The organism is Sphingomonas sp. CFBP 13720, from assembly GCF_014842075.1.
Classification (GTDB): domain Bacteria; phylum Pseudomonadota; class Alphaproteobacteria; order Sphingomonadales; family Sphingomonadaceae; genus Sphingomonas.
On sequence record NZ_JACYVA010000006.1, the window covers coordinates 1 to 13,075 of the forward strand.

Annotated in this window: 7 protein-coding genes; 5 read left to right on the forward strand and 2 right to left on the reverse strand. The window is 66.5% G+C overall.

The genetic code is table 11. The features are described 5' to 3' along the window. Positions 1–132: 132 nt before the first annotated feature. A complete protein-coding gene (locus IFT55_RS12535; RefSeq protein WP_192092560.1) occupies positions 133–2,205 on the reverse strand; it encodes a TonB-dependent receptor in 2,073 nt (690 codons plus the stop codon). A 555-nt stretch (positions 2,206–2,760) separates the two neighbouring features. Next, positions 2,761–4,374, reverse strand: coding sequence for an alpha-L-fucosidase (locus IFT55_RS12540; RefSeq protein ID WP_192092562.1), 1,614 nt, complete (start codon positions 4,372–4,374; stop codon positions 2,761–2,763). A gap of 98 nt (positions 4,375–4,472) precedes the next feature. On the opposite strand from IFT55_RS12540, the gene IFT55_RS12545 reads away from it, so the two are divergent. From IFT55_RS12545 to IFT55_RS12565, 5 genes are all read left to right on the forward strand, one after another. Continuing rightward, complete coding sequence (locus IFT55_RS12545) at positions 4,473–5,276, forward strand: IclR family transcriptional regulator (RefSeq protein WP_192092564.1); 804 nt, start codon at positions 4,473–4,475, stop codon at positions 5,274–5,276. Between the two features lie 146 nt (positions 5,277–5,422). Beyond that, positions 5,423–6,724: an L-fuconate dehydratase gene (locus tag IFT55_RS12550; protein WP_192092566.1), complete on the forward strand. Its 1,302-nt coding sequence runs from the start codon at positions 5,423–5,425 to the stop codon at positions 6,722–6,724. A gap of 89 nt (positions 6,725–6,813) precedes the next feature. Further along, a complete protein-coding gene (locus IFT55_RS12555; RefSeq protein ID WP_192092568.1) occupies positions 6,814–8,445 on the forward strand; it encodes a DUF5597 domain-containing protein in 1,632 nt (543 codons plus the stop codon). Further along, on the forward strand, positions 8,442–11,297 hold the full coding sequence (locus tag IFT55_RS12560; protein ID WP_192092570.1) for a glycoside hydrolase family 31 protein: 2,856 nt from the start codon (positions 8,442–8,444) through the stop codon (positions 11,295–11,297). The genes IFT55_RS12555 and IFT55_RS12560 overlap by 4 nt, the downstream gene beginning before the upstream one ends. Before the next feature lie 566 nt (positions 11,298–11,863). Beyond that, on the forward strand, positions 11,864–13,075 hold the full coding sequence (locus IFT55_RS12565; RefSeq protein WP_446740730.1) for an efflux RND transporter periplasmic adaptor subunit: 1,212 nt from the start codon (positions 11,864–11,866) through the stop codon (positions 13,073–13,075).

The following is a 13,075-nucleotide window of genomic DNA, read 5'->3' on the forward strand; positions in this document are numbered from 1 at the left end:
AGACGGCGGAAGAGGGGGGAGGCGGAGGAAGACGGGGGGAGACGGGGGGCGGTAAGCGCCATCAGGATCAGGCTAATCGCGCGCCCACGCCCCATCCGTCCTTCCGGCACGGGCCGGAAGGACGGAGCAGGTTCAGATCGCCAGCCGCGCGGTCACGCGGATGTCGCGCCCGGCGAGCGGCGCATAGTCCTTGAGGAAGCTGGCATGTCGCCGCGCCTCCACGTCGAACAGATTGTTGGCCGACAGCGTCACGCTGGTCGCGTTGCCCTTTCCGAACGGGCGCAGTGCGATCGATGCGTTGACCATCGTATAGCCGGGCGTTTCGGTTTCCAGCACGGCGGTGCGGTCCTGCGCCGTCACAAGTTCGACCTCGCCGCGAACCCGTACCAGCCGTCCCTGTGCTTCCAGCCCGCCGAGCAGGCGCAGCGGCGGGATGCGCGGGGCGGGGCCGGTGTCGACGATCGTCGCGCGGGTATAGTCGGCCAGTGCGTCCGCGACGATCGCGGTCTCGCCGATCCGCGCCAGCCGTGCCGACGCCTCCGCCTCGAACCCCCACAGCCGCGCATCGGCCTGCGAATACTGGAACACGGGCAGGTCGTCCTCGACCTCCCCGGTCGGGGTTTCGTAGATGAAGTTGCGGAACCAGTTGTGATAGGCCGACAGGCCGAAGCTGTAGCCGTCGCCCGATCCCTTGACCGTCGCCTCGATCCCGTCGCTGATTTCCTTGACGAACGCCGGGTCACCGACCTCGAACGCCTGCGTCCCCGCATGCGGACCGTTGGCGAACAGTTCCTCGGCCGACGGGGCACGTTCGGTGTGGCTGCCGTTCAGTCCGAACCGGATGCCGTCGACCACCGCGATGCTGCCGCCGATCGATCCCGAGAAACTGTCGAAGCTGCGACGCAGCCGGTCGTTGCCCAGATCGGCATCGGCATCGGCCCGCGCGACGGTATATTCATAGCGTCCACCGGCTTCGGCACGCACCGGGCCGAAATCGAACGACTGAAGCGTGAACACGCCGAACTGCTGCGTCTCGCTCTTGGGCAGGAATTTCTCCTCGCCCACCACGTTCAGGTCGCGCAGGAACATCTGCCCGCCGAACGCGCCGCGCCAGTTGCCCCGTTGCGCCTGCACCGCCTCGATCCGGGCTTCCATCCCCTGATTGTAGAAGGTCGTGCCGATCTCGCCGGTATCCTCGATCTCGTCATGGCGATAATCGGCGAAGCCCGCGCGCACCCGGATCTTTTCGAGCAGCCCGCCGCCGGTCTGCACCTCGCCACGCAGGTCGGCGCGCGTCTGCTGGACGTGCAGCGTCACATTCTCCGCCTCGCCGCCCGTCAGGTCGTAGCGCAGCGGCACGCCGTAGCGGTTGTCGAGATGGCTGACCGAAAATCCCAGATTGCCGGTATCGGTCACCACCGACGCGCCGCCCGCGACTTCCCACATTTCCGAGGCGGAATTGGGCAGTTTGCCGCGCAGGTCGGCAAGTTCGCGGATCGCGGGATCGGCGCTGGCGGCGGCCTGCGCCCGCAACGGCCGCGACAGGATCGATCCGCCGGTTTCCAGATCGCCGGTCTTTGCCCAGGTGCCGTCGACGTGCAGCACGATCTTGCCCATCACAGGCACATCGACCGCCGCCGCGCCACTGCGCTGTTCGGCGGCGGTGCCATAGGTGCCGATCGCTTCGGCATGAACCGGTTCGGTCGGCACGCGGCGCGGGATGCGGCTGTCGATCACGTTTACCACGCCGCCGATCGCCGACGATCCGAACAGCAACGCGGCCGGACCGCGCAGCACTTCGATCCGGTCGGCGGTCAGCGGGTTGATCGCCACCGCATGGTCGACCGAGGTGTTCGACACGTCGAAGCTGCCGATCCCGTCGGTCAGCACGCGGACCCGTTCCCCCTGCAAACCGCGCAGCACGGGGCGCGAGGCATTGGGACCGAAGCTGGTCGCCGACACGCCGGGCTGCCGCGCCAGCGTCTCGCCGATCGTCGTGCGCAGTTCGCGGGTCAGTTCCTGTCCGGTCAGCACGCTGGTGCCCGACAGGATATCCGCCTGGTTGCGGGCATAGGGGGCAGTGACGACGATCTCGGCAGGGGCTTCGTCGTGATAGGCATCGCCCTGTGGCGTGGGCGTCTGGGCAAACGCCGCGAACGGCAGGAACAGCGCGGCACTCGACAGCAACAGGGCGGGGCGGGACATGGGACTACTCCGGTTTACGATGGCACCGTCCGTAAAGCGGTATGGTACAACATATCAAGCTATTTTGTGCGGTGCGGTAGAATGGCGAGGATGACGTACCGATGAGACCTTCATCCCGGCGCCGCCCGGGGACTTTTCGGGTATGTGCCGCCCTGGCCACCAATCGTACCGCCCAGGGATGTACTGCCCTCGCCACCGCCAGTCGTCACCCCAGCGAAGGCTGGGGTCGTTTGCGGCAGTGTTGGCACGCATCCCCGAGCGACCCCAGCCTGCGCCGGGGTGACGATTGGTTGTGGCAGGGGCGGCACGCTTTTCCGGGCGACCCCAGCGTGCGCTGGGGTGACGATTGGTTGTGGCAGGGGCGGCACGCTTTTCCGGGCGACCCCAGCCTGCGCCGGGGTGACGATTGGTTGTGGCAGGGGCAGCACGCTTTTCCGGGCGACCCCAGCCTTCGCTGGGGTGACGACTGGTGGTGGCGAGCGCAGCACGCTTTACCGGAAGACCCCAGCCTGCGCTGGGGTGACGAACGGTGAAGGGGGCGGAGGGCGCCCCCTCTTACACCAGCCCGCGTCCCTCGATCCGCACCACCGGCAACTGGCCGCCCGCCGGGCGCGGGGGCAGCGTCAGCATCAGCGCGTCGTCGCCCGCCACGAACCGCACCCGGCCGCCTCCGACCAGCGTCACGCGCTCGACGCTTCCGCCGTTGAGTCGGCCCCGGCCGAGCGACGCGACCCGCACCGGTGCGGTCGGCCAGTCGAGCAGGATCGCGTTCAACGTCCCGTTCTTGACCGTGAAGCGCACGTCGTTCGCGCCCAGCCGGCTCGCCTGCCCTTCGTTGTGCATGCCGCCGGCCAGATCGGTCGGCCCTTCGCCATAGATCCGCCATGGCCGCGAGCCATAGATGGCGGCCTCGCCCTCGCGCGTCATCCACCGGCCCAGATCGGACAGGATGCGTTCTTCCTCGCTGTCGATGCTGCCGTCGCCGCGCATCGGGACCGACAGCAACAGATTGCCGTTCTTCGACACGACGTCGGCCAGCCGTTGAAGCACCTGATGCGCCGGCACATAGCTTTTGTCGGTGAAGCGCGACCGGTTGTAATGCCAGTCGCCCAGACAGGTGCAGGTCTGCCACGGTTCGGGCCGCAGCCGGTCGGAAAAGCCGCGCTCGACATCCTCGACCATCGCCGTCCGCTGGAACGGGGTCAGCAGCTTGCCGGTCAGCACCACGTCCATCGCGCCCTTGTCGGCGATGCTCTGGCCATAGAAATGCGCCGCCGCCTCGACCCCGGCGGGGCCGAACGGCAATCCGGTATTGTCGAAATAGACGATGTCGGGACGGTATTTCTCGACCATCTCCTTCTGTCGCGCCAGCCAGCCGGTGACGAACGGCAGCTTGTCCGACGGCGCGAATTCCATCCAGCGGCGGCTGGTCGATTCGACCCAGTCGTCCATCGCCGCCTGCGTACGGATGCCGTCGGGCGGGGCGAAGCTGGGGCCGGTGTACAGCGCCTGCGGGTCCAGCCCGTCCCAATATTTGCCGCGTCCGTCCCGCTTGGTCAGGCGGGCGGCATCGTACCGCTCGCCCGCGCGCGGACCGGTGGCGTCATAGCCATAGGCGGTCTGCCACCAATGCCACGCATGGCTGATATGGTTCGACAGGCCAAAGCGCAGTCCCGCACCGCGCACCGCGTCACGCCACCCCGCCGCGATATCGCGCTTCGGCCCGACCCGGACCGAATTCCACGGATGATGGCTGCTGTCGAACAGGTCGACATTGTCGTGATGCCCCGCCATGCCCATCACGTAGCGCGCGCCGGCGGCCTTCCACCGCGTCACCAGCGCGGCCGGGTCCCAGCGTTCGCCGCGCCATTGGCCGAGGATGTCGATGAACCCGGTATCGGCGGGATGGCCATAGGTCTTGCGGTGATGGTCGTAGAACGGGTCGCCCTGTTCATACATCTTGCGTCCGTACCAGTCGCCGAATTCGGGGACGCATTGCGGTCCCCAATGGCCCCAGATGCCGAATTTGGCGTCGCGGAACCAGTCGGGCACCCGGAACGCGGCGGCCAGCGACGACCAGTCGGGCGTGGTCGTCTGTGCGGTGGCGGGCGCGGCCATGGCCAGCCCGATCGTCGACCCGCTGGCCGACAGGAACGTGCGACGGTTCATAATAGCAATCCTCTCGACATCATATATGCACGGCGCGTGCGCCGGTGCAAACGGTCAGCGGCTTGCGCGCGACGGTTTTTGGCGCGAGTGTCGCGCCCATGAACGCACCAGCCATTGTCGATGCCGACGAAGACGTCGTCGAGGACCGCCGATACCGCGCACCCGCGCTGGAAAAGGGTCTGGATATCCTCGAACTGCTGGCCGGGATGGCGACGCCGCTGACGCTGACGCAGATCGTCCAGCGGCTGGGGCGGTCGCACGGCGAACTGTTCCGCATGGTGCAGGTGCTCGAATATCGCGGCTATCTCACGATCGAACCGGGCGGGGAGGGCTATGTTCTGAGCGACCGGCTGTTCTCGCTCGGCATGAACCAGCCGCGGACCCGGCATCTGATCGAGGTCGCGTTGCCGGTGATGCGCCAACTGGCGCAGGATCGCGGGCAGTCGTGCCATCTGGCGGTGCATACGCGCGGCGACATGGTGGTCGTGGCGCGGATGGAGTCCGGTCAGGAACTGGGGTTCGCGGTTCGCGTCGGTTATCGCCGGCCGCTGTTGCAGGCGGCATCGGGGGCGGTGCTGTACGCATTCCAGCCCGCCGACGTGCGCGCCCGATGGGAAGCGCAGTTGCAGCCGACCCCGGACAAGGCCACGCTGGACGCGTTTCGCGCGCATGCGGACGAGGTTCGGCAGCGCAGCGTCGAACGCACGCCCAGCCGCTTCGTATCGGGAATCACCGATCTTTCCGCCCCGATCCTGCGTGGCGGTGCGGCGGCGGCGGCGCTCACCATGCCCTATCTGCCCAAACTGGACGGCGAGGACGCGATCGATGCCGCCGTTGCGGCGGTACAGGCGGCGGCGGCGACCATTTCGCAGCAACTGGTCGACGGGGACAATCACGCCTGAACCGTGGACCACGAAAAGGTCGCCGCATAATTCGCGGTTGCAACGAAAATCGCTCGCACATATAAAAACCGCTGGACCTGCCACCGGCGGGGCGGGGCGGATATGACACCAGCAAGGCACGCCGCCCGTGCGAGGACGGCGAACGCATGACGATCATCACCCGGCTTACGGTACACGACATCCGTTTTCCCACGTCCGCGTTTCTCGACGGGTCGGATGCGATGAACCCCGAACCGGATTACTCCGCCGCCTATTGCATCCTCGAAACCGACACGCCGGGGCTGGAAGGCCATGGCCTGACGTTCACCATCGGGCGCGGCAACGACCTGTGCTGCGCGGCGATCGCGACGCTGGCCCCGCTGGTCGAGGGACTGTCGCTCGAATCGATCGCGCAGGATGGCGCGGGATTCTGGCGGCGGATGACCGGCGACAGCCAGTTGCGCTGGGTCGGGCCGGAAAAGGGGATCATCCATCTGGCGACCGGCGCGGTGGTCAACGCGGTGTGGGACCTGCTGGCCAAGCATGCCGGACTGCCGCTGTGGGATCTGATCGGGTCGATGACCCCGCAACAGATCGTCGGGCTGATCGACTTCCGCTACATGACCGACTGCATCACGCCCGAAGAGGCGGTGGCGCTGCTCGAAACCCGCGCGGCGGGCAAGGCGGAACGGCGGGCGACGCTGCTGGCGGAGGGGTATCCGGCCTATACCACCTCGCCCGGCTGGCTCGGCTATTCAGACGAAAAGCTGGCACGGCTGTGCCGTGAGGCGGTCGAGGCCGGCTTCGTCCATGTGAAGCTGAAGGTCGGCGGCGATCCCGCCAACGACCGCCGCCGGGTCGCGATCGCGCGCGACGTGCTGGGTCCCTACATCGACCTGATGATCGACGCCAACCAGGTGTGGGAAGTCGATCAGGCGATCGCCTGCGTCAACGACCTCGCCTTCGCCAAGCCGCGCTTCATCGAGGAGCCGACCTCGCCCGACGACGTCGAGGGCCACCGCGCGATCCGGCAGGGGGTCGCCCCGGTGCAGGTCGCGACTGGCGAGATGTGCCAGAACCGCATCGTCTTCAAACAGTTCATCATGCGCGAGGCGCTGGACGTGGTCCAGATCGATGCGTGCCGGCTGGGCGGCGTCAACGAAGTGCTCGCCGTGCTGTTGATGGCGGCGAAGTACGAGCTTCAGGTATGGCCGCATGCCGGCGGCGTCGGGCTGTGCGAATATGTCCAGCATCTGTCGATGATCGACTATCTGTGCTTTTCGGGCGTCAAGCACGACCGGGCGGCTGAATTCGTCGACCATCTCCACGAACATTTCGTCGATCCGTGCATCGTCGAGCGCGGTGCCTATCGTGCGCCGACCCGTCCGGGCTATTCGATCGAGATGAAACGCGAGTCGCGGGAAGCGTACCGCTGGACCGGCAAGGCAGCGACACCAGTAAAAACATGAATCATAAGACAAAACGCCTTGCTTCCTATCCGGCACAAGGGCAACGTATCCCCTGACACCGTAGGACAAATCGGGCGACAGGGGACAGGATGAGAAGGCTTGGATACGCGACGGCATTTGGGCTCGCGCTTGCCCTGACGGGGCAGGCGGTCGCACAGACCGCGCCCCTGCCCACGCTGGAACGCAGCAAGGGCCGTCACGCGCTGATGATCGACGGCGCGCCGTTCCTGATGCTGGGCGTGCAGGCGAACAATTCGACCAACTATCCGTCGGCATTGCCGAAGCTGTGGCCGACGGTGCGGCGTCTCCATGCCAATACCGTCGAGATTCCGGTGGCGTGGGAACAGATCGAACCGGTCGAAGGGCGGTTCGATTTCAGCTATCTCGACGTGCTGCTGCCACAGGCGCGCGAACAGGGTGTGCGGCTGGTGCTGCTGTGGTTCGCGACGTGGAAAAACACGTCGCCTTCCTATGTCCCGACATGGGTGAAGACCGACAACGCCCGCTTCCCGCGGATGCGCACGCCCGACGGCAAGGCACATTACGCGATGTCGCCGCACGCGCCTGCGACGCTGGCGGCGGACAAGAAGGCGTTCGTCGCGCTGATGACCTATCTGCGCGAAAAGGACCCGCAGCATACGGTGGTGATGGTCCAGCCGGAGAACGAGGTCGGCGTCTATCAACAGGGACGCGACCATTCGCCGCAAGCCAACCGGTTGTTCGCGCAACCGATTCCTGCCGCACTGGCGAAGCGCACGGGCAAGTCGGGCAGCTGGGAACAGGCGTTCGGCAAGGACGCGGCCGATGCGTTCTTCAATGCATGGTACACCGCGTCGTATATCGACGAGATCGCGGCGGCGGGACAGGCGGTCAAGGATCTGCCGATGTACGTCAATGCGGCGGTCGGCGACCCGTTCGGCAAGCCCGGCGCCAGCGGCGGTGCCAGCGGCGGCCCCGACTGGGGCGTGATCGACGTATGGAAAGTCGCTGCCCCGCACATCGATTTCGTTGCACCCGATTTGTATGGCCGCGATCCCAAACCCTATGCCAAGTTCCTCGATCACTATGCGCGTCCCGACAATGCGCTGATGATCCCCGAAACCGGCAATGCGGCGGCGTTCGCCCGCTATCTGTGGCCGGTGCTGGGCAAGGGCGGCATCGGGTTCGCGCCGTTCGGGATGGACGACACCGGCTTCTTCAACTTTCCGCTGGGTGCCAAGGCGCTGGACGACGCGACGATCGATGCGTTCGCGTCGAAATATGCGTTCCTGGCACCGCAGGCGCGCGGCTGGGCGGCGCTGGCCTATGCGCATCCGACCTGGGGTTCGACCAAGGGGCTGGACGATGCGCAGCAGACGCAGGTCATGGGCCGCTGGCGCGTGACCGCCAGTTACGAGGAATGGCAGTTCGGCGACCGCGCATCGCCATGGCTGAAGAGCGAGCCGGTGCCGACCGCCGGACAGCCGGTCGGCGGCGCGGCGGTGGTGCAGGTCGCGCCCGACCAGTTCATCGCGATGGGCAGCGACGTGCGCCTGAAATTCGGCCTTGCCGACGGGAAACCGGGTGAGAACGGCATCATGCTGCGCACCGAGGAAGGTCATCTGGACGACACCGGCCGCTTCGTGGCGGAACGGGTGTGGAACGGCGACCAGACCGATTATGGATTGAACTTCACGCGGCCGACGATGCTGCGGGTGACGATGGGGATGTTCCGGGGATGACGAAGTTTTCCAAAACCGCCTTCGTGGCGCTGCTGATGACGAGCGCGCCTGCCCTTGCGGCGGACGTAAAACAGGTGGCCAACGGCGTGGTCGTCACGCCCGATGCCGGCCCGGCCAAGCGCGTCCGCGTGCTGGTCTATGGCGACGATCGGTTCCGCGTCACCGCGTTTCCGGGTGCCGAAACCGACCTGCCCGACAGCCTGATGGTGGTCGCGAAGCCGACCGGCAGCTATGCCGTCACGCAGGCCAACGGCATCGTCACGGTCAAGGCGGGCAAGGCATCGGCCGAGATCGACATGGATGACGGCGAAGTCCGTTTCCGCGACGCCGCCGGCCGGCTGACGCTGGCCGAAGCGCCGCGCGCCCGGTTCGAAACGACCAGCGTCGACGGAAAGCCGTACGTAAAGACCCGCCAGCAGTTCAACCGCGCGACGACCGAGGGTTTCTTCGGGCTGGGCCAGCATCAGAACCGCCAGATGAACTATCTGGGTCAGGACGTCGAACTGGCGCAGCACAACATGGACATCGGGATTCCGTTCGTCCTGTCGACGAAGAATTACGGCGTGCTGTGGGACAATAACGGCATCACCCGGTTCGGCAATCCGACCCCGTACAAGCTGGTCGGCGACGGGCTGGCGGTGTCGAGCGGCGGCAAGGCCGGATGGACCGCGAAATATTATCTGGGCAACGCGCTGAAGGTGACGCGCCAGGAACCGACGATCAACTATCAGTTCATCAAGGATCAGGCGAACTATCCGGCGGAGGCAAAGGCGGCGACGGTCGCGGCGACCACCGGTCAGAATACCGCCGGCAACGCGGTAGAGACGCAGAAGGTCGTGTGGACCGGACGCGTGACCCCGGCGCAGAGCGGCACGCACCCGTTCCGCCTGTATTCGTCCAGCTACGTCAAGGTCTTTGCCAACGGCAAGGAAGTGCTGTCGCGCTGGCGGCAGAACTGGAATCCGTGGTTCCATAACTTCGATCTGCCGATGACCGCGGGCAAGCCCGTCGACATCCGCATCGAATGGGAACCCAATGCCGGCTATATCGCGCTGTACGGCAACGATCCGCTGCCCGCCGCCGACCGCAATTCGCTGTGGTGGTCGTCCGATCTGGGCCGCGCGGTCGATTATTACTATGTCGGCGGCGACAATCTGGACGGCGTCGTCTCGGGCTATCGCGCGCTGACCGGCAAGGCGGTGATGATGCCGCGCTGGGCCTATGGTTTCTGGCAAAGCCGTCAGCGGTACGAGACGCAGGACCAGTTGCTGGGCGTCGTGCGCGAATATCGCAAGCGCCGCATCCCGCTCGACAACATCGTCCTCGACTGGTTCTACTGGCCCGAAGACCAGTGGGGCAGCCATGATTTCGACAAGGCGCGCTTCGCCGATCCGGTCGGCATGGTGAACGAGGTTCACGCGAACAACGCCAACATCATGATTTCGGTCTGGCCGAAATTCTATCCCAACACCGACAATGCGAAGGAACTGGCGGCCAAGGGCTTCCTGTATCAGGGCAACCTGCTCGCCGGGGAAAAGGACTGGGTCGGGAAGGGCTATGCCAATACCGATTACGATCCGTACGCCCCCGAAGCGCGCAGCATCTATTTCCGCCAGATGCGGGAAAAGCTGGTCGACAAGGGGTTCGACGCATGGTGGATGGATGCGACCGAACCGGACATCCATTCCAACCTGTCGATCGAACAGCGCGCGGAGCGCATGGGACCGACGGCGCAGGGCCCGGGCGCGGAATTCTTCAACAGCTTCCCGCTGGTCCATGCCGAAGGCGTCGCCGACGGCCTGCGCAAGGCACGGCCGGGGCAGCGTCCGTTCATCCTGACGCGGTCGGGCTTCGGCGGACAGCAGCGGACGTCGTCCGCGCTGTGGTCGGGCGACGTCGCGGCACGGTGGGACGATCTGCGCGACCAGATTTCGGCGGGCACCAACCTGTCGATGACCGGCGTGCCCAACTGGACGCACGATATCGGCGGCTTTGCGGTCGAGGACCGCTATTCGAAGGCCGATCCGAAGGCGCTTCCCGAATGGAAGGAGCTGAACCTGCGCTGGTTCCAGTTCGGCGCGTTCAGCCCGCTGTTCCGCAGCCATGGCGAAACGCCCAAGCGCGAAATCTATGAACTGGGCAAGGACGATCCGGCGCTCTACGCGGCGTTGGTCGACTATACGAAGCTGCGCTATCGTCTGTTGCCCTATATCTATGGGGCGGCGGCGGACACGTGGCTGCGCGACGGCACCATGATGCGCGGGCTGGCGATGGACTTCCCTGCCGACCGGCGCGGATGGAATGTCGACGACCAGTATATGTTCGGCCGGGCGTTCCTCGTCGCGCCGGTGACCGAGTTCAAGGCGCGCAGCCGGTCGGTCTATCTGCCCGCCGGCACCGGCTGGTACGACTTCGCCACCGGTGCCTATACGATGGGCGGCAAGTCGATCACCGCACAGGCACCGCTGGCCCGCATGCCGCTGTACGTCCGTGCCGGATCGATCGTCCCGACCGGTCCCGACGTGCAGTATAGCAGCGAACAGCTCGACGGCCCGATCGTCCTGCATGTCTTTACCGGCAAGGACGGCGTGTACGAACTGTACGAGGATGACGGCAAGACCGACGGCTATCAGCGCGGGCAATCCTCGCGCGTCGCGGTGGGCTGGAACGAAGCCACGCAGACGCTGACGATCGGCGCACGGACCGGCAGCTATCCCGGCATGGCGGCCAAGCGCGCGATGTCGGTCCGCTTCCACACGCCGGGCAAGGCCGTTGCGCCCGACTTCGCGATGAACCCGGCGACGACCTTCACCTATACCGGACAGGCGATATCGGTGCCGATGAAGCGATAACGGCTAGGTAGACGGCGGGAGCGTGCGATGCTCCGGCCGTTCGTTCGCGGTTAAAACCGGCGGGCCAATTAGTGCCAGCCGCCCGCCGCGCCCTGACGCCACCCCCAACGTCATGCCAGCGAAGGCTGGCATCTCCCCGTAACGGAGGGCCGTCCTGCAACCGCGCCGCGCCCGTCGACGCCCCAAGTCCATACCCAACCCATCCTGCGTAGCCATCGAACCCGTCGAAATGGCGTATCGAAGGACCGCACCGGCGCCTCGACCGGCTCGGTGTCCGTTCGGCACGCACAGTTACGGCCGTCCGTAGCGCTACGGAACCGACGTACCCCTGCGAACGGCGAGCAGCGAACCCGCGACCCGCAGGACTCGCCACCGCCGCCACGTCGTCCCGGCTAACCCACTGAAATCTTAAGTCGTGCCGCCCCGACTGTGCACCAGCCGTACGCCACGACATTTTGCGACAAATCCCGCATTGCGCCCGCCCGTGCCGGGTTTATGGAGGATGCAGACATATCGGATGGCCCGGCCGGTCCATCCGCGCCGACTCAAGCAGAGTATCCGCCTTGATCCGATCGCCCGCGTCGCCGCGCGCCTGTCTGTTTCCGTTGATCGCCCTTTGCGGCCTCGTATCGCTGACCGGCTGTGGCGGGGGCGACGCGGCGGCGGACAAGGATGCCAAGGGCAATCGCGGCCCGACGCAGGTCGGCTTCGTGGTGGTCCAGGCGACCAGCGTCGAACAGACCACCGATCTCGCCGCGCGCGTCGTCGCGTTCCAGCAATCCGAAGTCCGGCCGCAGGTGGCGGGCATCATCCGCCGCCGGTTCTTTACCGAAGGCGCGCTGGTCCGCGCCGGGCAGACGCTCTACCAGATCGATCCGCGCCTCTATCGCGCACAGACCAACGAGGCTGCGGCCAATCTGAACAGCGCGCGCGCCAATGCGGAGGCCACGCGCGTCCGCGCCGAACGCTTCCGCCCGCTGGCGGAGATCGAGGCGGTCAGCCGGCAGGATTATACCGACGCCGCCGCACAGGCGCGACAGGCACAGGCGGCGGTCGAACAGGGACAGGCGCAGTTGGAGACGGCGCGCGTCAACCTGTCCTTCACCAACGTACCCGCGCCGATCACCGGCCGGATCGGGCGCAGCTATTTCACCGAAGGCGCGCTGGTCACGACGAACCAGACCGATCCGCTGGCGGTGATCCAGCGGCTTGACCCGATCTTCGTCGATATCCAGCAATCGAGCGCCGATCTCCTTGCGCTGCGCCGTTCGCTGGCGGCGGGCGGGACGGTGCCCGGATCGGCGGCGGTGCGTCTCAGTCTTGAAGACGGCAGCGATTACGGCGCGACCGGCACGGTGCAGTTCGCCGAGGTGATGGTGAACGCCCAAACCGGCACCGTCACGCTGCGCGCGCGTTTCCCCAATCCGCAGGGTATCCTGCTGCCCGGCATGTTCGTCCGCGCGAAATTCGCGCAGTCGATCAACCAGCGCGCGATCCTCGTCCCGCAACAGGGGCTGAAACGCGATCCGAAGGGGCAGGCGACGGTGTTCGTCGTCGGTCCGAACGACACGGCGGTGCAGAAGGTCGTGCAGGCCGAACGGACGCAGGGCGCGTTCTGGGTCGTCACCGGCGGGCTGAACCCCGGCGACCGGGTGATCGTGCAGGGCACCGCCAATCTGCGTCCCAACGCGAAGATCCGCGCCGTGCCCGCCACCGCCGCGCAGCGCATCGCCCCGCCACAGGGTGACGCCGCCGCCGCCGCGCCGAAGGGCGGATAA